The organism is Paenibacillus sp. J22P143, assembly GCF_059692035.1.
Genome location: NZ_JCAUAQ010000013.1, coordinates 53,242 through 78,011 on the forward strand (window position 1 = coordinate 53,242; position 24,770 = coordinate 78,011).

Annotated in this window: 17 protein-coding genes and 1 pseudogene; 6 read left to right on the forward strand and 12 right to left on the reverse strand. The window is 43.6% G+C overall.

What is annotated here, in order from left to right; translation table 11 throughout:
• The first annotated feature begins 143 nt into the window (after positions 1-143).
• The 3 genes from AC58PQ_RS18110 to AC58PQ_RS18120 are packed head-to-tail and all read left to right on the forward strand — an operon-like array spanning position 144 to position 3,395.
• Positions 144-1,127 carry a sugar phosphate nucleotidyltransferase gene (locus AC58PQ_RS18110; protein ID WP_497243900.1) on the forward strand — a complete coding sequence of 328 codons (984 nt, stop codon included), beginning with the start codon at positions 144-146 and terminating at the stop codon, positions 1,125-1,127.
• The gene (locus AC58PQ_RS18115) at positions 1,124-2,416 is read left to right on the forward strand and encodes a UDP-glucose dehydrogenase family protein (RefSeq protein ID WP_497243902.1); all 1,293 of its coding nucleotides are present in this window, start codon (positions 1,124-1,126) and stop codon (positions 2,414-2,416) included. Before AC58PQ_RS18110 ends, AC58PQ_RS18115 begins: the two co-directional genes overlap by 4 nt.
• A gap of 28 nt (positions 2,417-2,444) precedes the next feature.
• A complete protein-coding gene (locus AC58PQ_RS18120; protein WP_497243904.1) occupies positions 2,445-3,395 on the forward strand; it encodes an NAD-dependent epimerase/dehydratase family protein in 951 nt (316 codons plus the stop codon).
• Positions 3,396-3,551: 156 nt separating this feature from the next.
• Here the strand turns inward: AC58PQ_RS18120 and AC58PQ_RS18125 are convergent, their stop codons facing one another.
• The 9 genes from AC58PQ_RS18125 to AC58PQ_RS18165 all read right to left on the reverse strand — a co-directional run bounded on the left by AC58PQ_RS18125 (position 3,552) and on the right by AC58PQ_RS18165 (position 15,973).
• The gene (locus AC58PQ_RS18125) at positions 3,552-4,031 is read right to left on the reverse strand and encodes a transposase (RefSeq protein WP_497243906.1); all 480 of its coding nucleotides are present in this window, start codon (positions 4,029-4,031) and stop codon (positions 3,552-3,554) included.
• A gap of 471 nt (positions 4,032-4,502) precedes the next feature.
• Positions 4,503-6,752 carry a glycosyl hydrolase family 95 catalytic domain-containing protein gene (locus AC58PQ_RS18130; protein WP_497243908.1) on the reverse strand — a complete coding sequence of 750 codons (2,250 nt, stop codon included), beginning with the start codon at positions 6,750-6,752 and terminating at the stop codon, positions 4,503-4,505.
• A gap of 84 nt (positions 6,753-6,836) precedes the next feature.
• On the reverse strand, positions 6,837-8,615 hold the full coding sequence (locus AC58PQ_RS18135) for a right-handed parallel beta-helix repeat-containing protein (RefSeq protein ID WP_497243910.1): 1,779 nt from the start codon (positions 8,613-8,615) through the stop codon (positions 6,837-6,839).
• 109 nt (positions 8,616-8,724) lie between these two features.
• Positions 8,725-10,350: a type 2 periplasmic-binding domain-containing protein gene (locus AC58PQ_RS18140; protein ID WP_497243912.1), complete on the reverse strand. Its 1,626-nt coding sequence runs from the start codon at positions 10,348-10,350 to the stop codon at positions 8,725-8,727.
• Between the two features lie 52 nt (positions 10,351-10,402).
• The gene (locus AC58PQ_RS18145; RefSeq protein WP_497243914.1) at positions 10,403-11,335 is read right to left on the reverse strand and encodes a carbohydrate ABC transporter permease; all 933 of its coding nucleotides are present in this window, start codon (positions 11,333-11,335) and stop codon (positions 10,403-10,405) included.
• Entirely contained in the window at positions 11,335-12,243 is a 909-nt protein-coding gene (locus tag AC58PQ_RS18150; RefSeq protein WP_497243916.1) for an ABC transporter permease, read from the reverse strand. The genes AC58PQ_RS18145 and AC58PQ_RS18150 overlap by 1 nt, the downstream gene beginning before the upstream one ends.
• A 198-nt stretch (positions 12,244-12,441) precedes the next feature.
• Entirely contained in the window at positions 12,442-13,857 is a 1,416-nt protein-coding gene (locus AC58PQ_RS18155; protein ID WP_497243918.1) for a response regulator transcription factor, read from the reverse strand.
• Positions 13,850-15,652: a sensor histidine kinase gene (locus AC58PQ_RS18160; RefSeq protein WP_497243920.1), complete on the reverse strand. Its 1,803-nt coding sequence runs from the start codon at positions 15,650-15,652 to the stop codon at positions 13,850-13,852. Before AC58PQ_RS18160 ends, AC58PQ_RS18155 begins: the two co-directional genes overlap by 8 nt.
• Positions 15,653-15,736: 84 nt before the next feature.
• Entirely contained in the window at positions 15,737-15,973 is a 237-nt protein-coding gene (locus tag AC58PQ_RS18165; RefSeq protein WP_497243922.1) for a hypothetical protein, read from the reverse strand.
• 167 nt (positions 15,974-16,140) lie between these two features.
• Between AC58PQ_RS18165 and AC58PQ_RS18170 the strand changes: the two are divergent.
• The 3 genes and pseudogenes from AC58PQ_RS18170 to AC58PQ_RS18180 form a co-directional block, all read left to right on the forward strand.
• A pseudogene (locus AC58PQ_RS18170) lies at positions 16,141-16,350 on the forward strand (IS1380 family transposase); the annotation flags it as partial.
• Between the two features lie 682 nt (positions 16,351-17,032).
• Positions 17,033-17,575, forward strand: a complete 543-nt coding sequence (locus AC58PQ_RS18175; RefSeq protein WP_497243924.1) for a hypothetical protein — start codon at positions 17,033-17,035, stop codon at positions 17,573-17,575.
• Positions 17,576-17,710: 135 nt separating this feature from the next.
• On the forward strand, positions 17,711-18,061 hold the full coding sequence (locus tag AC58PQ_RS18180; RefSeq protein ID WP_497243926.1) for a hypothetical protein: 351 nt from the start codon (positions 17,711-17,713) through the stop codon (positions 18,059-18,061).
• Between the two features lie 28 nt (positions 18,062-18,089).
• Here AC58PQ_RS18180 and AC58PQ_RS18185 read toward each other — a convergent pair whose 3' ends face one another.
• From AC58PQ_RS18185 to AC58PQ_RS18195, 3 genes are all read right to left on the reverse strand, one after another.
• A complete protein-coding gene (locus tag AC58PQ_RS18185; protein ID WP_497243928.1) occupies positions 18,090-19,964 on the reverse strand; it encodes an LTA synthase family protein in 1,875 nt (624 codons plus the stop codon).
• Between the two features lie 202 nt (positions 19,965-20,166).
• A complete protein-coding gene (locus AC58PQ_RS18190) occupies positions 20,167-21,207 on the reverse strand; it encodes an S-layer homology domain-containing protein (RefSeq protein ID WP_497243930.1) in 1,041 nt (346 codons plus the stop codon).
• 140 nt (positions 21,208-21,347) lie between these two features.
• A complete protein-coding gene (locus tag AC58PQ_RS18195; protein ID WP_497243932.1) occupies positions 21,348-24,671 on the reverse strand; it encodes a pectate lyase-like domain-containing protein in 3,324 nt (1,107 codons plus the stop codon).
• Positions 24,672-24,770: the final 99 nt, after the last annotated feature.

Consider the following 24,770-nt stretch of genomic DNA (forward strand, 5'->3'; position numbering starts at 1 on the left):
TGCGCGGATTATGATTGTCCATTTCGAAGAATTTCCATAAAACGTATACATATCAGCTTATTTTCCCTGTTAATAGCCCTTACATTTCATTATTTTCATCATAAATTAATAATGTCTTCATATAGACAAGGAGGTAAAAGCTTATGAAAGGATTAATTCTCTGTGCAGGCAATGGTACTAGACTCCAACCTTTTACCAATATAAAACCAAAAGGTCTGCTTCCAGTAGCGAATAAACCCTTAATTTATTACGGCATTGAAAAGCTAGTGGAATTAGGCATCTACGAAATCGGAATTGTAATCCGCCCCAATCTTCATGCCATGTTTATGGAAGAAGTAGGTACTGGCGAAAGGTGGCATGTAAACATCACATATATTTTTCAAATTAATCCTTTGGGTATCTCAGACGCTGTGAAACACTCCGAGTCTTTCATGGACAACGAACCCTTCGTACTGCTTCTTGGGGATAATTTGATTACCCAAGATCTTCATGGCTTATATCACGCCATTACACATGAGAACTATGATGCTGCTATTCTTCTAAGAAAAGTGACGAATCCAAAGGCATTTGGCATTGCCGAAATTGATAAAGATCGCATTATTGGTCTGGAAGAAAAGCCTTCAGAGCCCAAGTCAGATCTTGCGGTTCTGGGGAGTTATGCGTTTAAACCTAGTATCTTTCAAGCTGTGCATGCGATCAGCCCCTCAGCCAGAGGCGAATACGAAATTACGGATGCCATTCAGTGGCTGATCCATCAACAATATTCGGTGGCCTATCAAATGACAGATAAGAACTTCTCAGATGTTGGAACTATGGATGGATGGCTAGAGGCGAACAGGTGGATGCTGAAGCAGATGGAGGAAGAAGGTTCGCTAACGTATCGTACAGATCATCCTGGAACCACGATAATCCCACCAGTATGCATCGACCCTAGTGCAGAATTAATCAATTGTGTGATCGGACCTTACGTGACGATCGGACCTAATGTCAAACTCGAAAGTTGTATATTAGAGAACAGCATTTTGCTTGAGTACGCCATACTTAATCCGAACCACTATCCAATGTCGAACTCGATTATCAGTCCACAGTCGGTGTTTGTTCAAAAAGACGGAGGTTCAGGAACATGAACATTTTAATCATAGGTATGGGGTATGTAGGCGTGACAACTGGATTGGTATTTGCTGAATTGGGATGGCAGGTTACGGGGTTAGATACGGATACGACAAAAATCCAGGCATTATCTGAGGGTAAATTATCTTTCTATGAACCAGGGCTAGACGACTTATTAATGAAACACCTTGAATCAGGAAAAATCAGCTTTATCTCTTCACCAGAGAAGGGTATTCGTGAAAATACAATTATTTTCATATGTGTTGGCACCCCCTCCGATAAGGACGGAAGCGCTGATCTCCAAGCCGTTCGAGGTGTCTCCCAAAGTATTGGTTCATTCATGGATGACTATAAAATAATTACTGTGAAAAGCACAGTTCCTATAGACACAAACCGTAAAATAGTCACTTGGGTCACAGAATCACAAAGCCATCCCCACGCCTTCGATGTTGTTTCTAATCCCGAGTTCCTTCGAGAGGGCAGCGCATTGTATGATTCACTGAATCCGGATCGCATCATTATAGGAAGTGATAATGAGCAAGCCGCAAATGTGATTCAATCGCTATATGGCAAAATAAAAGCACCTATTTTTGTTACCAAACCCCGAACAGCAGAATTGATTAAATATGCATCGAACGCGTTTTTGGCTACTAAAATCTCCTACGTCAATGAATTGTCAAGACTCTGCGAATCGTTGGAAGTCAATGTCACCGACGTCACGAAAGGAATCGGAATGGACCAACGGATTGGTCCTCATTTCTTAAAAGCTGGGATCGGTTATGGCGGGTCTTGCTTCCCAAAAGACAGCATGGCTCTCTTATATACGGCGAAAGAGCAACAAGTTGATCTGAGCATTCTTGAGAAAGTTGTTGCCGTCAACAACTCACAGTCTACGCACTTTTTAAACTTGTGGGAGCAAAAGCTAGGTGGATTCAACGATAAAACCATCGCGATTCTCGGCATATCCTTTAAACCGAATACCGATGATTTAAGGGAAGCACCTTCACTTTCTATCATTCAACAGTTACTTGATAAACAAGCGAACATCCGAGTACACGATCCCATTGCCAAGCTGCCGGAAGCTCTTCGATCTGATAAAGTTCAACAGTTCGAAGCCCTTGAAGTCACATTACAGCAATGCGACGCAATCATCCTTTGCACGGAATGGAAAGATTACATTCGTGCAGACTGGGCACAGCTACGAGTGTACTTGAAGGATTTTTTTGTTTTTGATGGAAGAAATGCACTTAACGGCAAAGAAATGACCAAGCTAGGCTATGCTTATTTTGGCATCGGAAATAGATAATCTGCTGTAAGAAAGGAAGTTACTTGGCATGAAAATACTCGTTACAGGAGCAGCAGGTTTTATCGGATCTCATCTTTGTGAAAAGCTTCTCCAAGATCCGCGAAACGAAGTCATTGGTTTGGATTCTTTTGTTCAGAAGTCTCCAACCCCTGTACAGGTAAGGGAATATAATCTTCGTTTTTTACTTCCTCAGTCTCGGTTCACTTTCATTAATCAGGATCTCATGCATGTCCCGCTGGCGGAGATTCTTCCTGGGGTAGATATCGTCTACCACTTGGCTGGCATGCCAGGCGTGCGTTCTAGCTGGGGTGAGGATTTTAAATCCTACGTCACTAACAACATTGAAGCTACTGGGCGGTTGCTGGAAGGTTGTCGCATGTATCCCGTCAGCAAATTCGTGTATGCATCGACATCCTCCGTCTACGGAGAAAAAACAAATCAAGTCAATGAGGCCGCTACGACAGAGCCACTCTCGCCTTACGGGGTCACCAAACTGACTGGAGAGCAGCTCTGTAAGGTTTATGCTGCCAAGGATGAACTACCTCTCGTTATACTACGTTTCTTCACTGTGTACGGTCCTAGACAGCGTCCTGACATGGCGTTCCATCGCTTTATCCAACATATTCGGCAAAATAAACCAATCCCTATCCACGGTGATGGTCTGCAGACTCGCGACTTTACCTTTGTTGGCGACTGTGTGGAGGCCATCGCTGCAACTGCGTACGCTGCGAACATCATCGGCGAAACCATCAATATCGGCGGCAAAGAACGTGCCTCCGTACTGGATTGTATCGCTATTCTTGAGGAGCTTTTTGCCCGAAAAATAGACAGGCAATTTCTTGGCAAGGCTTCCGGTGAGCCTCGCCATACCTGGGCAGATATAAGTAAGGCACAATTACTGCTCGGCTACCAGCCAAAAACCGATTTACGCAGTGGACTGCAAGCGGAAATCATGGATTTATCGCAAACTCCTTTCTGAATCCGTGAAACTTTTTGAATGACATGCTTGCCAAGGACGTTATTTAGCCATTATCGAGAAATGACAGTAGGTCAGTTCTAGAAGCATTTTTATGCGCAGACGCAAACAGACCTACCCATGTTGGGAAGTCTCACCATGGCCTTGAATATAGTTTCCTCATTTTTTGTCGTGCCAACTCATTGTACCTAGATAGACACGCTTGCCATCGCGTTCTTCGCAGCACATGCCGTCTTGTTGAGCGATGGCTAGCCACTCTTCTGGCGACTCACGCCGCAGGTTGCGTTTAATAATGAAGTCAACCTGTTCGTTTAAGCAGACATTCAAATTCTCGATGGCATCATTACCAGCATCCATCCGAACCAGAAGTGGTTTGTCTGTCCGCCGACGACTATACTCAATGCTATGTAAAAGGAAGGCTGCGGCCTCTTTTTGCACATGCGTGCTACCCTCGCGCAGATTTACGTTGACCCCGTAACATTCTTGTCCAAGGTAGGCAAAGAAAGGCGAGTAGCCATCAGTCCCTTTATAGGTCCAAGAGACCCCTTCTTTTTGTGTAAATCCATTGTCGAAGCGTGAAACGTCGAGATCTAACGGGAGCCACGATAAGACTTTCGCTTCGCCTGATTTCACGGTCACTGCGTTAAAGGTACTTCCAGTGAGCGAAGCAGATCTGCGGATTCCTCCAACAAGATGGTTTGCCAGTCGTAACTGGCGGCCGCAGCCAGATCGAGCCGTTGCCGAAGAGTTGGCGATGAAGGCGTATGTTTAAGACCGAATTAAAGAAATATAAATGTAGAAGCTTCTAGCATTCACGAGCGAGTTACTCAGTAGCGTCATTTTTTCATACCTGTGGTAGACTTGCGCGGAAACGATTTTATTAGTCGTTTCATGAATTCCCTCATGAAACGAAAACTTTCCTACAAACATAAAAACACGGGAAATTGGAAGCGCATTCATTCCTCTTATTGAAACGAGTATAACATGAATACATGATCATCCCAAAGGTAGCTAATTCCAGTTTGGAATATTCAAAGGAGTTAGAGCAGGCATGGCGACAAGACATGTTCAGCCTTGCCGCCATTCCTCCACGCTTTTATTAATCAAATCTTACAACACGGTAACCGTGCAGGACTCCCCTGCTTGCAAAGAGATTGTCATAATGTCTTTCATTCCACATGCGAGCTCCTTCGTCTTATCGCCGATTCGAATTTGCAGCCTTTCGCTCGCGAAATCGTTCTGCACACGGAAGAAACCGCGGCGTTCGGCATGCAGTTCTACATAGTCGAGCCGGTTCGCACTCCATCGCGCCGAAACGAGCACGCCCATCTCCCCGCGGAAATCGCGGAACTCGACGTCATTTGCCGCCCATTCCCGGGGAATCGCCGGAAACGCACGAATCGTCTGCCCGTCCGTATGCAGCAACATTTCCTGGAGCGCACATATGGCGGCGAAGTTGCCTTCGAGCGTAAACGGGCGGTAATGAAACATGCAGACGCCCACCTTTTTATAATCTCCATTCAGATGGAATCCGTTCGGCGAGCACGTGTATTGCCACATTTGCTGCAGATGATAAATCGCCGCTTCGCCGTTGCCCTGCTGCGCGTACATGGCGGCCGCCCAAGCGAACGAATAGCCGACCCATTGGCCCTTGCCGAGCACTTCCAGATTAGCGATCGTCGCATCGGCAATCTTGCGGTCCCTCTCTGAACCACGTCGGTCAAGCAGTTGCAACGGATAAATAGCCATCATGTGAGACATATGCCGGTGGCTTTCCGTGAGGCACTCTTCTGGATTGATCATTAGCACGTTACGTTCGTTAACGGCAAGCTCTGGGAGTTTGGCAAGAACTTCCGCCCATCTTTCTACATCAGCGGTGTAAGCAAGCCTTTCCGCTATATCGTGCAAACGCCTGAACAAATAAATAAGGAGTGCCAAATCGTAGTTGCTGATCGGCTCCAGCCATGCTTTGAGCGAATTGTCGTGAAACTCAGGCGAGCTCGATACCGGCAGCCGCAGCTTGCCGTCTTCTCCCAGCGTCAGCCAGCGCTGCACGCAGTCCGCCGTTTCCTTGAAGTACACATACGCTTTGTCGCGCAAGAAATCGCCGTCGCCCGTATACAACCAGTAATGGTCGAACGCCTGGCACACCCAAATGTGGTTCGTAATGCTCATGCTATACATCGGCCACCCGCCCATCGCACCACCGGTAAGCGTCATGACAGATGGAAGATTGATGCCCGGAGCATCGAAGAAGCTTTGCGCGAACCGCTTCGCCTCCGGCCGCAAGCCCCACAAGAAGTCGAGGAAGCTTTCCCCTTCTTCCAGATGATTCGCTTTCAAATAGTGCCAGTAGCTGAGCTGCGTATTCAAGTCGTGATGGTAGTCGCCTTTCCAAGGAGGGAGCAGGCCCTCGTCTGCCGTCCACACCCCTTGAAGCGGCATCGGTGGAGAACCTTTGCGCGAGCAGGATGCGAACAGGTAGTTGTTCAAGTACCACATCTTCTCCGCTTCCGCGTCCGGCAAAGTGATCGAGCTCTTGCCCCAGTAGCGTTCCCACCAGGCGCAATGATCACGGAATGCGGCGTCAAACCCAGCGTCCAGTGCATCGGTAACCTTCCGTTTGGCCTCCTCCAGCCACTGATCACCGTCATGGTTGGCAGCGATCGTATAGACCACTTCCCATTCGCCACTCGCCGTTTGCCGTTCGGCTACGACAATGGCATATTCGAGCTCTTGGCATGTCCGCTGATAAAACCAGCGGACATCTCCTTCCCCGTGCATCGTGGCGGCCGGGTAGCCGAGCCGAGTTAGGCTCGTATGGAAAACGGGGTCTGCGGTATCACTCAGCATCGCACCGGCGTAATCTGGCGGAACGATGTCCAGCCGTCCATCCTCGAAAGGAGCGCCGGTTATTTGGATATAGCCGAGGCCGTTCACTGCATGCAGGTAGCTGTCCACCTTAACGGTACGATCGCCGAAAACCATTACGACATGCGCGCATGCCTCGCGGATTACGAGATGGCTTCTCACTTGATCCGCCGGCCTCCCGAAACGCAGCTCCAGCCGACCGGCAGGAAGCTTGGTTGGGTACGGATATTTTTCGTACATGCTGTCGAATCGGCTGAGCAGTCCTTCCTGGTCGCCGCGCCTTACGCATTCAATCATTTCCGCATAGGTGAACCCGGCGTCCAGCACTTCCGGCGTTAGCCGCAAATCCCATAAATCGCCACGGTCCAGGCTGAAACGAAGCGGCTCCCCGTTTCCCCACAGCAGGCATCCCGTTAATCCGTTGCCAAGTGGCAGCGCCTCATCCCATCTTGCAATCGGCTGATCGAATATCAGATCATACTTGTTCATTTCACTTACCTCCCCGCATAAGCGGTCAATTTTTTTCACCTTATCGTTCTGCAGCATCAGAATTGACTCGAAGTCAACCATTTTCTACATTGTTATGACTTGAGTACGTTGATTCGGTGAGAGAAATAAGGATTCTTCAGTCATATCTTGTAAAATAATATTAATAACCTTATCTCCTATGAACTCATTATCAGTAATTGTCACTTCGCTGCATGCTAACAAATGAATAGGATCAGAAGGACTGAAACTGAGCGAGGATATCTGGTTATTCCGAAAGCTTAGCCCCCGCGTACTTTTGGCATAAAGTACAGGCGCATCTAATGTTTGAATAACATTTTCTTCAATACGTATGTTATGATGAACCGGGCAAGCTACTCGTACATCTAGATTTTCAGGAAGAATATAAATAACGGGATGCTCGATATTGCCGCATTCGATAAATCGGTTATTACGGATGGTTACATCTCGCACCTTGCCGGATTCGTACCAGCTTTCGGCATCATCAGCGATAAGAATCCCACTCATCATCGTTCGTTCAAATACATTATCTTCGATAACCACTTTGCGCGGAGTCGTTACCAGTATCCCACGCGTAGGAATACGTGAAAAATGGTTATTCCTAATCTCGACTTCCGGCGTCCAAGTCACATTTTCGATAACATCTTCTTTCTCTATCAAACTTAGTAATGGTTGTTCTAGTGTGAGAAGTATCTCCCGAGGATTGATAAATGCGGCAGCATGAATCGTATTGCTCTCATAGACAGTCAATGATCGCCCTCTCACAAAATCAACCTTATCCCCAGGAAAAAATGCTTCAAATCCGTAGCTTTGACCATGCATAAACCTGACAAGCACTTGATTAGGAGCAGGCTTTTCCACAATCATTAAGTGAGTCCCGTGCACATTAATCGGATCATCGTGTGCCCCTTCGAAACGACTGTTTACAACCGTAACTTTGCCTCGGCATCCAGAAATATGAATACAATCTGCAAAAGCCGCAACTGTACGCCCAGTTTCAATACGAGGCGCTATATTCATTTCCTCAAAAGTCAGATTCTCACTGAATTGCCCTACAATCCCTAGACCGTGCATATAGTGCATGCCAACATTTTTCCATTTGATATTACGACATTTGTGAACAAATGCCCCAACTTGGTCGCGTACGCCATCTCGCATTTGAAAGACGTTTCCGACTGTTGTTTCTGGCGTACCATTGTAGTAAAGCCGTAATCGATTTGGTTCAAGTTCTTCTACCTTTATCGTCGACGAAATCGGATTCGGGATACGCCATGTTATATTCGCTATTGGATCATATTCCTGTGACGGACCATCCCTAAATTCCCAACCTTCACCAATCCAGCTCAGATTTCCTCCCTTTATCTCGTACCAAGAATCAGGTAGAACTCTGACATCCAGACTCTGACTATTTATCGTCTCAACAGTCATCTCAGACATGCTTGGACGTTCAAAATCGATTTTTAAATTTCGAATTTCGATGTCTTCGCATTCATCCATTACGATCGTTGTTACTTTACCATGGAATATAAAGAGCGAATTGTTACCCTCAAGTGTGACATTTTTCATCCCTTTAAACAGGATACCAATCGTTTTCGTCACATCCGCACATTCTGTCTCGCTAGTTGTGTTGGAGATGTAATACGGCAATTTTTGTGCATAATTGGGGTAAAAATCATAGCGTCCTTTCGGGCAATCCAGCTTAACTGGGCCATTTATTTGAGCCGCCGCCTCGAGCGCACGCTGCATGGCTTCCACAGCATCATGACCCGAATCAGGATTTACCCCGAAATCTGTTAGTCGAATAACGGTTAATTCAGAATACGTTTTAGTTTCTACGATATTCATCCTTTATCCCCCTTGTTTAGATTACTTTAGAATGTAAAATTATGTTCAAACTAAATTGGAAATGCCCCACTAATTCCTTGAGGGGCATTTCCTAACTTTTTTGAATTGATTATTTATTTAATTTCGCCATAACACCGGTTACTTCATTTGCAGCTTCTTGCAATCCTTTGCTGTTATAACTCTTAACAGTATCTTGCCACATTTTGATCGGATCATCTTTCCCAAGAATAACTTTTGTTAAGTCGTCAGTGAACTTAATCGAGCTAATCTTATCTTTGGCAGGTGTGGACAAAGTAGAGATTTCAAAAGCAGTTGGAATAGGTTTGGCATTATCCAATTGCCATTTGTATTCATCTTTGATAACTTTCATTGTTGCTTCGCCCATGATCGTTTTATTTGCTTCACTATCTTCAAATAAGCTCTCTTGTCCCCAAGCTCCAAGGTGCATAATAATATCCATAGAAGGATATTCTACTTTAGGGTCTACAAAATTCCCTGTTTTTTCATCTTTAGGACGGGTAATGACAATTTTGTCTCCATCCTTCTTATAGTCTTTACCTTCGATTCCGTAGTTAAAGAGAGTTTTACCTTCTGGAGAAAGCAGGTAATTATAAATCTGTAAAATACGATCCATTTTCTTATCGTCAACTTTTGTGCTGAACATGCTTTCTGACCAGTACGTATCTGTAGTAAAGCGATACGTATTACCATCAGCCGAAGGCCAGAGGTGTAAAGGTTTTACGGAATCATAGAATTTTTTGCCTGGATTAGCTTTTTCCCACTCCGTTTTTGTACCCATATTACTGAGCGACAAGGCAAGTGCTCCAGCTTTACCCTGATAAAACTTTTGATTTCCTTCTCCGGATTTCTGGACAGCAAAATCTTTATCAAGTCCGTTCTCCACATACAATTTACGTGCCTGAGTCACTACATTATCCATTTGTTTGGAAGCATAAGGCGGAATCCATTTGCCATCTTCTTTCAGCCACGAGCTGTTTCCAATTTGCGGAAAGGTAGGCTGAAACACTTGGGTTAGGAAGCTCATGTTATTCGTTACAAGTCCAACCGTATCGTTCTTACCATTACCATCAGGGTCTTTTTCGGCAAACGCTTTCATCATAGCTGTAAAATCATCGAAATTTTTCGGATCTTGGATTCCTAGCTTTTCCATCCAGTCCTTACGTACCCAAATTGCACGGTCCAATGCCCACATATCACCATTAGGATAAGTCATGCGCGGTATCGCATGTAACTTCCCGTCCTTGTATACACTTTGAACTTCCGGCAGTTTGGCTATCTTCTGCACATTCGGAAATTTACTTAAATCGTCAGGTAACGCACGAATCAGCTTTTGATTAACCCAGTCTGAGTACGTTGCCGGTTTATCGGTGATAGCTGAACCGGTAATGATATCAGGCAATTGTCCGGAAGCGGCCCACACTTGGTTTTTCTGCTCATAATTGTCCCAGCCGACATCCATTGCTTTGAACGTGACATTAAAGTCCTTCTCCAACTTTTGCAATAATTCGTCATGTTTCTCAAAACCTGCCCCGACTCCCCACCAAGAAATCGAAATATCCATATGATCTTTCAATGGATTTTCAGCCTGAGCTGTTGTGGCAGATTGTGCTGGAGATGGAGACACATCGCTTTGTTTCGCTCCATTATTTGCACATCCGGATATGACTGAAGCAAGAAAAGCAGTACTGATGACTACGGGTTTTAAATTCTTCATCTTTGTATTCTTCCCCCTAAAATTTTTTTTATAATAAAAGCCTAAGCTCTTACTAACCTTTAATTGAACCTACCAGTACACCCTTTGCAAAATATTTTTGCATGAATGGATATAAGCACAAGATTGGCAATGTACTGACAACCAAAATCGCCATTTTCAACATATTAGGCTTCAAAGTTTGGTTCTGTGATATAACCGAACTTGCGTTAATATTTTGCATAATTTGTGTATAGTTGACTAAGGTTTCACGCAATAGAGCTTGCAGAGGAAGATAATGTACATCTATCATGAACAAAATACCGTACCACCATTCGTTCCAACGATCCACTGCATAGAAAAGTGTAATTGTAGCTATCATGGGCATTGAAATAGGCACAACGATTTTTACAAAAATCTGAATATCGTTAGCACCATCAATTTTGGCTGATTCCTCCAAGCTCGCTGGTAAGGTCCGAAAAAAGGCAATGCAAATCATCAAATAAAATGTATTGACTGCCACTGGCAGAATCATAGCTAGTAAATTATTGATTAAGCCTAAATTTTTAATCGTTAGATAAAAAGGGATTAAGCCACCACTGAAAAACATAGTGAAAATAATGGCTGACATCACAAATTTACGCCCGGGTACTCCACTCTTCGATAACACATAGGATCCTGTCAATGTGGTAACCATATTGATGATAGTACCTACAACAGTAACAAATACTGTGACGTAGAAAGCATTCAAAAACCGTGATTCATGGAAAATCAGGCGATAGGCTGAAAAATCAAAAGAAGTAGGAATTAAATAAACAATCTGCTTAGATATGGCGACGGGATCGCTAAACGACATGAGAATTACATTATAGAAAGGGAAAATCGTACAAATTGTCAGCATCATGAGAATACAGTGAATGATTAAATCTACCGCATTTAGTTTTCTGCGCTTCATTGCAAACGGCTTTCCGTGTTTAGGCAAACTCTGTTTATCCATTACCTTTTCCACTACACTAACCCCTCTCCACCAAGTCTTTTCACCATGTAGTTAGCTGAATACAGTAGTGCGAAATTAATAACAGCCTTGAACAGACCAACAGCAGTCGTCATCCCAAAGCCCAAACCGGAATCAAAGGCTGAGCGAAATAAGTAGGTATCGATGATATCGCCTGTTTCATATACACCCGGATTGTAAAGGTTAAAGATTTGTTCAAAACCACCATTCATTGTATTCCCTACTGCCAGAATAAGCAGGATCGCTGCGGTACCTCGAATCGATGGCCACGTAATAGCTTTAAGCTGCTGAAACCGGTTAGCACCATCCACATGAGCCGCCTCATACATTTCCGGATTAATACCAGCAATCGCTGCCAAATAAATAATTGCGCTCCATCCTACTTCTTTCCATATACTTGATAGAAACAGTATCGGACGGAATATACTAGGATCTGTCAGAAAGTTCTTTTTCTCATAACCCAAGAAAGCGAAGAATTGATTCATAACACCTGCATCGCCTAGAAAATTAAGCATAATTCCGCTAATAATTACCCAGGATATAAAATGCGGGAACGTATACACGGTTTGATAAAATCTTTTAAACTTCTCTTTCGTTACTTCATTAATCAGAAGAGCAAGAATGATGGCAGCCGGGAACTCGAAGACAATTCTCCCAAGACTAATAATCATCGTATTGTTAAACGCTTTCCAAAACTCTTGCTGTTTGACTACCTCTTCAAAGTTTTTCAATCCGACCCATGGACTACGTAAGATTCCTTCGCCTATATGAAAGTCTTTGAATGCAAGTATGATTCCATACATCGGAACATATTGAAAGAAAATGTAAAACAATACGGTAGGGAGGAGAAGAATGTACAAATACCTATTTTTGTAGATCTCCTTCCCTAATAACTTACCCATGTTAATCCCCCTTAAACTACCTTTATTTCGAAAGCGCTACCATACTTATATTATCCTTAGAATTGCCTCCAGCGTCTATGTACGCATTCTATAGTATTAGCATGCAAAAATGTCCATTAGAAAAAAAGAAAACTTTCCGAGGAAAGTTTTCTAAAAATAATCCATAACTTTTATATAAATAATCAATATGAATTTTGATTAAAGTTTTTCGTTCCGATATTGGGTAGGCGTTTTGCCCGTTATTTTTTTAAACAAGCGCGTAAAATAAAAATAATCGTGAAGACCGATTCTTTCTACAATCTCAGAAATCGAACAATCCCCTTTATCCAATAATTCGCACGCATAGGAAATGCGCAATTTAGAGAGATAGGCCGTGAATGTTTCACCGACCTCTTTCTTGAATAACTGGCTGATATAACTAGGATTCATATAATACTGCTCAGACAAGCTTTGCAGCGATATATCCTGATGAAAGTTTTCCATGACAAACTGAAGGATGGCGTTAAAGGTTTGGTTTTTGGATTCAACCGATATCTTATCGGAATTTCTAAGATAACGGGTGGTGAGCGTTTTTAACTCTGCCAGCATAGCATCTACATGATTAAAAGAGTGGGTTAATTGTTCATAGCTATATAAAATGTCCTCCATCTGCCCCAGTTTGAACAGAAACGATAAAGTCATGTTATAAACCTGAAACGCGTGCTTAATTGATAAAGACTCTTCTTTAAAAAGGCCACCTATGCGTTCAAATACTTTACTAACTGCTTGGCTGTCCTTTTCGTGTATGGCATCGTTCATTTTCTTAAGTTCTTCATTCAATTCGGTTTGTTTAAAAAATTGCGAATTGTAGACACCGTTTTCGTTAGTAACAAAGAAATGATAGGCAAGTAAATCAGCACTATCAATTGCTTGCTTAATCTCCTTTAAATCTGTAATAGGCTCACTAACACCAATTCCCAAAATATCGGAAGGTAATCTTTCTTCCCATTTTTTAATGTGATCTTTTGCCTGCTGAGCGTCCATTAAATAGGCGACTTTTGAGGTGCCAGTTTTAAACTTGATGACATTCTCGTTCATGTCAGGAAGTTCTCCTGAACCAATTGAAACAACAAATACGATGCCATCGGTGTTCCAGTGAACAATACCGTGCTTCCTCAATTCATCCTGCAGCTTCAGTTGATTTTCAGCATTCGAATCTGCCAATAAAAGAATCAGCGACGAATCGAATGAAGGCTTTACAGTGCCAAGTATTTTCTTCACTTTCAAAAGTGCACCAATGATTTCCATTTCGTCAAATGGCTTCACACAATAGGCTATGGCGCCATGATACAACGCTTTTTGTACGTAAGCAAATTCCGCATATCCACTTACGACCACAAAATGGATGGGATAAGATTGATTTTTTCCCTTTTGAATCAATTCCAAACCGTTCATTAGCGGCATTCGGACATCCGTGAATACGACATCTGGTCTATATTGCTCTATCGCTTGCAGCGCTTCTACGCCGTTAGAAGCTTGACCAATCACAACGAATCCATACTGCATCCAATCTACAGAATCTTTCAGACTTTCCACTACCCAGCTTTCGTCATCTACAATCAGAACTTTATGCACCTTGTTGTTCCCTCCCTGCTGCAATCGTCAAATGAATTTTGGTTCCGCAGCCAATCGTACTTTCGATCTGAAGACCGCATTCATTTCCAAACATCAGTTTAATCCGGTTGTTAACATTAGCTAGACCAATGCTCCTTTGCTCCTCGGATTCCAGTAACGCGGATGCTGACTCTGACAAAATGGTTCGAATTTCCCCTAGACGAACGGAATCAATGCCAACTCCGTTGTCTTCGACTCTTATAACGAGCGTACCTTGTTCGTCAACGAAACCTTTGACCCATAGTTGACCGATATTTAATGTAGGCTCAAATCCGTGATAAATCGCATTTTCTATAAGCGGCTGCAGGATCATTTTCGGCACGTAGTAATCCAACGCCTCCGCCGAAAAATCGTAATCAACGTAAAAGCGATCGGCGAAACGAATTTGCTGAATCTGAACAAAGGATTCGATTATCTTCACTTCATCCTTGAGTGGCACCCTATTTGAGCCCTTGATGCTGTAGCGAAAAATACTCGATAACGCCCGAGTCATCATTTTTATTTTGCTTTGCCCTTCCACAGCAGCAATCCCTGTAATCGCCTCAAGCGTATTGTATAAAAAGTGGGGATTAATCTGGCTCCGTAAGAATGCCAGCTCCGATTTCTTCTTTTCCAGTTCTATGCTGTATAGTCTTGTGTTTGTTTCAAGCAAACTTTGTGTTAAATGGTCAATCTCATCGAGCATCATATTAAACTCTGAAGCCATAATACTCATTTCCATGTATCCATGAAGAGTGACCCTTTTCTTTAACTTGTGTAAATCTCCTCTTTTTACTGAGGTCATAAATCGAATCAATTTTTTCAGAGGAAGTAAAATATTATTCACGATGAACAAAAAGGGGACTGCTAATAGCAATAAGCCTGACACTAGAATAATCAGTTCCAACCTACGGATATCCGACAAGGCTCGCAGAAGTTCATCCTTTGGAGCTAAACTTAAAACGCTTCCATTTATGGCTGGCAATTCCTCCGCTTGCATAACATACCGCTTACTCTTCCAAGTAATCATTTCATTGTTCGTAAACTTAAAGCTTTGGTTGAAATCTGTCAAAAGAGACCCTATCTTTGTTTGTGAGTTACTTGCAATAACTTTATTATCCTGTTCGAGCAAATAGAATTGCGTACTCGTTTGCTTCGATGCATATTCTTGTTCACCAACGAGAGATTTAGGGTCGATAATAAAGAAAATGGTACCGATATCGGTGTTGAACAGCTCCCCTTGCTGCATGTTATAGACTTTCGTAGCGAAAATCAAGTAATTTTTAGCACCGTATATGGTTTCAAAATTTCGCATTCCGACGTAATAAGCATTCACTTTTGCGGGTACTGACTCTTTCAAAGGGGCAACAACCTTCTTTCCGTCGGAAATGCTGCCGTGAATATCAATCCAGACTCCGTTATTTCCAGAAAAAACAATGTCCATGATGCCTTCTTTTAAATCTTTTTGATTGGTTAACAATCTATCTACCTTTTGATAGGCTTCAAATCTTTTTAATTCATTTTTTTCTACAAGATAGTTTTGAACATCCTCGTTATACGATAAATTTTGCATGAGTCTGTTTACGACATCCTTGTTGGTGGAAACGTTTCTTTTTATTTCCGAGATCGTTTGTTTTACATATTCTTCGTGAGTTCGCGTGATCATCCCTGATAGCATGGAATAGGTAAAAAAGATGATAAATAACACCACAATGATTGTAGATCCTGCAAGAATAAGTAACTGCGATCGAATGGATAATTTCCTTAAAAAAGCCATCTTTGTTCATTCCATTCATTGTGGATTATGGTAATAACTGAATATACTAATTATTAATATTACCAAGGTCATAATACACAATTTTCAACATGCTGTCACGATTTCTACACGATTTACCGTAAAATGAGCACCAAAGGCGCTTGAAATCCACCTATATTTTAACAGTTTATCCAATGCCAATTCTCTATATTCAGTTTTCTGGCAATTCAAATACGAATCGAATGACGTTTTTCCGTAATTGACCGCAGCCAAGGCCAGATCCCCGATGCTCACTTTACCATCGTGATTGATGTCACCTGGAATGCCTCGAGGTACGGTCACTTCAATATGTCCATTGCTTCTTAACAATTATTCTTGCAATTATTAAGCATAAATAAAAAATAAAGAGACTTTAAACGATAAATAATATTCCTAATATCTAGTTTAATAACATTTTCCTGAATCCGTGAAACTTTTTGAATGACATGCTTGCCAAGGTCGTTATTTAGTGCCAAGGTAAAAGCGATTTCGATCATATTGAGCCTTTCCGGGAAGATAAATTTTTCGCTAAAGCTCTCGGTCTTAATCATACGCCTTCATCGCCAACTCTTCGGCAACGGCTCGATCTGGCTGCTGCCGCCAGTTACGACTGGCAAACCATCTTGTTGGAGGAATCCGCAGATCTGCTTCGCTCGCTGGAAGTACCTTTAACGCCAGTGACCGTGAAATCAGGCGAAGCGAAAGTCCTTATCGTGGCTCCCGTTAGATCTATTTATAAGGAGTTTACTTGGGAAAATGACTGGATCATCCACATCTGATGATGTGGATTTTTTCGTGTTAGTCCGATATCTCCGAATTAAATCGAGGATTCCTTTCTAAAAAGGACAATTGGTCAGATTCTGCCGAATTGTCTACCTATTTTCCTTGATTGGGGGTTGTATATTGAGCGAACAGTGAGATTAATTCGATAATTTCGGACTATTGGATACCGGAGAATCAATTCGACCCGAGTTATTCGATAAGTCGACTTTTCATGTGCAGCTGCGCCTTTGCTGGTCGTGTTAGTCGATAAAGTCGCAAATTAGACAAAAAATAGACTCATTTAACGTCATTTCATCCATTTATTAGAAAATATTAGAGGTAACCTGCCAAAGTCAGTACTTAAAATCCACTAATTTGAAATTCATAAGCATACATCACTCGGAAACTGTCACAATTACAAGCGTTTCCATGATTACTAAGCAGCGTATTCCCAATTCCACTTTGCATTTTCGCTCCTACACGTTTGCAATTCCCACCCTGATCGTTTATATTTTTATCTTGCTGGCTATCCTATTAACATAGAATTCGGTTATTTTAACAATATAAGCCAGTACATAAATGATAATGAGGTGTACCCAAATGACATTGAAAAAAACGGCTGCAGGGCTTCTAATATTTACGATAGCAGTAACAGGCGCGGCTTGTACGTCCAAAGATTCTGCAAATTCACCAACCCCAGCTACTACAGCAACCGCAGCTCCACAAGCAACCGCTGCTGTAACGCAAGATGCAACGAACATGAAAGGCTATATTGCTGCTAGAATTGCACGCGAGAAAGTAGATTACTTGTTCGCTGAAGCCAAATCAGCAGACGGCGCTTTCATCGTAAACCCCATTGCTGCGAAAGACAAAGAAACAGCAAAGAAGTTCCTATCCAGCTACATTGACGCTACGTTGGTAGATACTCTAACGAATCATTATGTAACGGATACAAAGGCAGGTGCGTCGTTCGCTACGAACACGAAATCGTACTTTACGTCCAATATTTTGGCGACAAAGAAAGAAGAAATCACGTTTGATAAAGCGAACACGCCTGAGCTTGTGAAATTCACAACGAAAGATGGCGTTACCTATACGACGAAAAAAGCAAACGATAAATTCCTTCTTTCTGATGTGAAATAGGTAGTTGAAGGAACAAATATGGGGCTGTTTACAAGTAGTATCACTACTTGTGGACAGCCTCTTCGTTTATTCTGTCACAATCGAGTTAATCGAAAAAGTCGGAACAAACCGACTAATTCAGGCGCGACTGGGCCTTTGGCTGCCGAGTTACTCGAAATAATCGAGTATCTCGGGCTTGGCAGCTCTTTTGCAGCCGAGTTACTCGAAATAATCGAGTATCTCGGGCTTGGCAGCTCTTTTGCAGCCGAGTTACTCGAAATAATCGAGTATCTCGGGCTCGGCTGCTCTTTTACAGCCGAGTTACTCGAAATAATCGAGTATCTCGGGCTTGGCAGCTCTTTTGCAGCCGAGTTACTCGAAATAATCGAGTATCTCGGGCTCGGCAGCTCTTTTGCAGCCGAGATACTCGAAATAATCGAGTATCTCGGGCTCGGCAGCGCTGGTGAGTCGATCCCCCGAGCCTCGCCGCGCGCAAAAAAGAGCTAAGCATCTGCTTAGCTCTTCTCGTCATTTTCTATTTCGCAAAATAATTGCTCTCGTGCAGCCAACTAGCGATTTGGAACGAACGCAGGATATGTTCTTTCTCCGCATCCCCAGGCTCCCCCACCAGTGTTCCATTGTTGAGAATCGTGAAATTTTTATTCGTATTCACCAGGATTTTCCCCATAGCGGTTGACTCAAATTTCGCTTTATCTACTCCCATTAGGTAGGCAAGCGTCGGTAATGTGTCAATTTGCCCCCCGATCGTGGGAATCTCCTCGCCATCCATCCCTTTGCTGTAAACAATGAAAGGAAGTTGCAGCGTATGCGTTCTCCATACTTCATTTTCCAAGGATGGAATCGCGTCGACTTGGTCCTGATAGTATTTATGCACACCTGTATGGTCACCATAAATGGCAACAACCGATTGATCCAACAAGCCTAATTGATCCAGCTTGTCTATGAATGCGCCAATCTGTTTATCTGTGTAGTTGATCGCTTGGAAATAAGCGCCCATGATCGTCTTATCCAAGTTCGGATCTAGACGAAGCTCCTTCGTTTTCTCTGGTAAATCGAAAGGTCCATGGCTGGATAAAGTAACGGCATGAAGCATGAATGGGGATTGGACTGCCGTCATTTTATCGCCTAGCTGCTTGAGATACGACTCATCTGACAAGCCAAGTCCTACGGTATCATCTACCTTGTACTGCCTTAGATCCCAACTCGTTTGATACCCGATATTGTGATGGGCCTCGACCCAGTTCCAACTCCCCGCGGGTTCTGAATGCGTGGAAATCGTTCGATAGCCCATGCCCTCCATCAGCTTTGGCAGCGAATTATACGTGTTGGTTGGATATAGGAAGAAATTCGCGCCTTCTCGAACTGGAAACACCGACGTAGTTGTCAACAGATCACTATCTGAGCTCGTCCCATTATTGACCTGCTCATAGAAGTTAGAGAAATACAAACTGTTACCTAGTAAACGGTTGATGTTCGGCGTAATCTCTTGTCCGTTAACTTTCTGACCAATAACGAAATTTTCTAAGGATTCTACCTGAATGACGATTAGATTTTTCCCTTGAAATTTCCCTTTGTAGCTATTATCCGGCAAACCTTCCGCATTATGTGCAAACCAATCCTGTACTTCTGCGCGTTCTTGATCGGCAAGGTTGATGCTTTTCGCTTCACCGAGAAGACGTAATCCATCATAAAGATGATAACCAATGGGTGACATATCTGACATAGATTGAAAAGGCGCCCAACTCAAATTGAAGAACCTCATCTCGCCGTTTGTCGTATCCTTCACATCGATACGATAATGGTCGTAGGAAACAACCCCAGCAGCTAGTATCATCAGCGAGATAGCTAGGATTGGCTGCCTTTTACGTTCACTTCGGCGTGATATGATCGAAGTGTTTCTATAACGGAAAAGCGCAATCGCAGCAATCACCACGAGATCAACCCACAGCCACAAATCAAACGGGCGTATAAACGTCCAAAGATTATAATCGAGTGGATTAAATCCATTGGGATGAACAATGAAGCGAAGCGATAGAAACGCTGCATACGCTCTGTAATAAACTAAATCGCAAAACAACAATAAGCTGAACAGCACCTGAATACCGATCAAATAGTTGCGTCGACCTCGCTTTTTGAAAAAGAGTCCAAAGGCAACAACAAACAAAATGAGCATAAAATGCGAAAGGACGGGTGGAATTGTGAAATACATTTTGCCAATATTGATCCCAGCCGTATCTGGCGCATGCAGTGCTGCCAGTAAAAGCTGCGACTTCCACAGTAAAGCAATGAACGTATAAAACGTCAGCTTATGGCTGCTCAGAACGACACTCAGGAAACTTTGAAGCGTGGAGAAAACTGTCTTTCGTTTATAAGTTGATAATTGCAGCAAAAATGGTTCACCTCATACCTGTTGATTTCAAGCCGATTTTCCCATTTTAACACAAGTTACTCGCGCATGTTGCTTACAAATATTGCAATATAGCGACAAGCAAGTGTCTCATTGGATCGCTCGGCAAAGAAAAAGGACCCTGAGACGGGATAAGCGCCCCAAGGTCCTTTCAACAGGTAATCTCTCCAAACCAATCAAGTCGTCACTTGATATATGACAGAAGATTATAGATAAGGACAGCAGCCTGCGCACGATTTGTCGTCTCTTTCGGATGAATACCATCGGCATAGCCGTGTACGAGACCTATTTTAACTAACGTAGAGACACTATTTAAGGCATAACCTGAAATCATTGAGACGTCATTGAAAGCAGAAAGCTCAGACTGACTACCCATCATAGAAAGATGATTCGATACGCGCAATGCCCGATCCGTGAGCACCATCATATCCTCTCTCGTAATCGAAGCTTTAGGATGAAACTGATTCGCTTCGTCTCCTTGTGCAATGCCCAATGACCTCGCAATTGCTACTGGCTCCGCATAATAAACACCATCCTCGATATCGCCGAATTGTTCGCCAACTGCCCCTTTCAGCCCAAGCGCTCTCATTAAAAGCACAAGATAATCGGCACGCGTCACCGCTGCACCTGGACTAAACTGTCTATCTCCTGTGCCATTCACGATGCCTTTGGCAGCCAATTCTTCGATAGCCTCAGCAGCCCAATCGAATGAATCAAGATCATCGAAGGAATAAGGATTGTGGTTGGTTAGGGTGGTCGCCACACTCGTTTGCTTTGTCGTACTAACGAGCTTGGAATCCACCATCTTCACACTACTTAGCTTAAGTTCATTTTTCCCATTTTGAATCACTTGGAAGTGTAACTTGAATAATGGCTGCTCTCCTTCTAATCCTTTCCCTTGACCGACCTTTGTATGCGCAAGCTGGATATGTGTATCTTTAATACTCGGCGGGACAGAGAATCCAGGTGCATCGGACTTGGCATCTATGAATTTTAACCGTGTAGGATCATACTCCATATTCATTTCAAAAGCGTATACATCTATCATTTGATGTCCCTCAATGACAACTTCAATGGTGTCGCCATGATTAGGCATTTGTGAAGAAACCGTCATCGTGAATGTGCCTGTCTGCTCAGCCTCAGAGGCCCAAATCGATGTAGGAAGGATCAAGCTTGTCAGGAATACAAAAACGAAGCTGTAGGTCATCCATTTCCGCAAAGCCATGTTCGATATCCTCCTTCAGCATATAAAAACTAATCCGACCGAGTGAAAGGCAGCATCACCCGCCATGAGATCATACAAAAAGTATCACGACGGGCATGCTTCAACCTAACTAACTTGTTTTAACCTTTTTCCCCTGACGATTAATGAAGAATACGTTGTGCCACAGCAGCCAAATCAACCAGATCCACTCTTCCATCTTTGTTGAAATCGGCTTTTTCATACTGTGCCCAATCTGTATCTGCAGACGTTTTGCCATATGCCGCTGCTACAATGGCTAAATCGACAACCGTGAAGTTACCATCTGTATTCAAGTCACCAGGTGTGCTTGTGTATTTCTTTTTATTAAATTCAACAAGAGCAGCATCCAAATTCGCAATTGCTACTGTCACTTGTTGTTTTGTAACATCTGGGTTCGCAGCAACATTATACGCTGCATTAATCGCAGCTTGCAGGGTTGCTTTCGAACCTGCAGCGTAAAGGCCAATTTCATATCCTTCCGTAGCTGCATTATACGTCGATTGAGCCGCAGCAATCTTGGCGTTCAATTCCTCCAGATCCACGATTGCTTTAACCAGAACCACTTGGGAAGTCGGGTCTAGATTAGTTTCATCTTGCAAATCTGCTAATGCTAGACTGCTTAGCGCGATCGTCGTGCTCACAGTATCGACCGTTGTTTTCGCAATCCAATGCAACATAAGCAAAGGTCCATTCACATTGCCGCTGCCTAATTTAGCTGTCAATAATCGTAAATGTCCAGTCCCATCCGGCTTATAGTCAACAAGCGTGATCGCCGGATTCAAGGATTCTGCCGAAACAAATTCCAACTTATTCGGATCATACGTGAACATAATATCTTGTGCGTACACACTTGTCACTACACTATCCACATCAACAGTCGTATCAAAGGATTGCCCGCTAGTCACTGATGCAGGACCGTATAAGGATGCTGCAGACTGCGTCGGACCGTAGGCTCTAACCTCGCGAACCGACCACCAATTCGAGATCGTACCTGTCTGAATGACTTTGAAATAGCGCGCAATTTGCGGTGTAAATTCAGCTAAGATGATCGGTGCTGTACCAACCCCTGTAGCAATGGCACTACCCCAATTTACGCCATCATTCGAGACGTATACGGCATAACCACGAGCATAATCCGTATTACTTCCTGTCGAATCCATTTCGATACCATTGAGGTTCGTAGGAACCTTCATGTCAATGGTGAATGACTGCTCCGGCGATGGAGCCATAGGTTTACCCATCGTCCAACGCGTATTCATTTTACCGTCCAATAAGTTCATCGGACCGTCTGCACTTGTCGACGTTGACGTCGCAGTCCAGCCTGTTCGGTCTAGCGCTTTTTTCGGCGTTGTGACCGTTGCGGTATTGCTTACATCCGAAGTATTGTTTGCTCCATCCTTCGCTTTAACGGTGTAGGTATAAGCGGTTGATGCCTTCGCACTGATATCGCTATACGAGGTTGAAGTTGAACTTCCAATAAGACTGCCATTCCGATAAATGTCATAGCGCGCAACGCTAACGTTATCCGTCGATCCTGTCCAACTCAGGTTGACTTGGTTATAGGCCGCAGTTGTCACTACCAAATTCGTTGGTGCGCTTGGCGCTATCGCGTCACCTGCATCCGAACCGACAAATTCGTTGATAGTCTGTCTCATGGAACTGCCTGAAGTACCATAGACACGCCCGCCTATATCGTTAATGATGTGCGTGATTTCACTGCCTGGCAAACCATTTAACCAAATGGTTGTTGCATGATGTATTTTGATACCTACGACATTCGGCACTTCAATTGCACTATCGAGCTTTACAGCCCCATCTCGGAAATAGGAGTAGACACCGAGACCCCAAGCTTCATGCGTAGTTACCGAATCAGCTACTTTGTAAGAAGCATAGCCTTTCTTCGTTCCGTTCATCCAAGAGATTTGATTCGGAACATCATATGGAATCTCCGACTGATAGAAGTAGGTGCGACCGCCGTTCCCATTCCATAAGGTTTGATACTCATTGTGATGCTCATTGAATAAGCCATAAAGGGTGACATCGTCGCCATTCACGATCAGCCCATTCGTCGAAACATTCTCCGTCCAACCAGCCCCTGCACCATGGTCTGCGCGCCACATCCAGAAGTGATCGCCGATAATATCATCACTGTTAATGGTCATTTGTGCTTTATTTTGACCCACTACCGCTCCTCCTGTACGGAAGAATAGATCATGCAACGAAGTTGGATTAGCAGCATGATCAGCTGAACTGCCTGCTGGACCGACTTCTAATAACGAAGATGTTACATTGGGCCCCGCTTCATAAAGCAGTCCTGCCAATTTCACGCCGTCCACATCAGCAATCGTCATCGCTGGTTTATCTGTCGTTGGAATGAGCGTCGGCATCCCGATACCAAGCACGACCGTATTGGCATTGTTGATATGAATTGTATCATTTATGTGATAGATTCCCGGCGTGAATAGCAAATTCTTGCCATCCGCCAGCGCAGCATTAATATTCGAAGCACTTGTCGTAGCCGGTACATCGGCACGCACAATATAGAACTGATCTATACCAATGGATTCACCTGGTGTTGGGCCATTCGCCCAGCTTGCACCTTGTGTATTCTGAGAAAGCGAAGGTACGAATACTTGATATTGATTCGCATTGTTTACATATAGATAAGGCTTTTCCCGAATGAGAGGTGTATTCGGAACGACCGTATAAGGCGGATCAGGAAAGTTCCCCGTAGGTGTGTTCTTGTCACCGACAAACATCATGTTCCAAACCCCATTAGACCAACTCGCCCACTGACTGTTTCTAGAGAACCATTGTTGTTGGGAAGCAGGTGTGACTTGACCATCCACGATTGAATCCGCTAAGAAGCCTCCGCTTGCCCATCCAGCACCCCATCCACCATCAAAATCGAACAAATTTAATTTCCCTTTAATGTGTAAGCGTCGAAGTGGTGCCGCTTGGGAAACAGCGATTTGCGTCGTACCCGCAGAGAAATGAGCAGGTGCAGGCGGTGTGTAATTGAAAGTTGGATTAATGCTCAGATTTTCAATACCTCGCCAAAAGTTACGTGTCGCATTCCCATTATCCCAATCCGCATTCACATTCAGTCCGCCATTGATCAAGACATCATCTGGATTGAGCCCCAGTCCCGAAGCTTGCGTATTAAAGCCGATAAAGTAATTGCCATTATAAGTTCCTGGTTTAAATAAAAACGCATCTCTTTCCGTGCCAAACTCGTTGGACTCTTGCCTTGTAAATACGGCATTTACGGCACTTTGAATGTCCGCCGCAGGCATATCGGGATCAAATACATACACATTGGGACCAAATATCGATGAATTCGCATCACCGATCGGTGTTGCTGCTTGCGAAACGCCAGGACTCCACAAACTAAGAACAATCGCCATCATGGATACGGATGAAACTATTTTCTTCAAACTACGCATTGTATACCTCCCTTAGATTGGAACCGATCAGTCATGTCTCATTCCCCAATAGGTAAGCGATTACATTATTGCTCTGATCACCCTCTCGTCTTGCAAAGT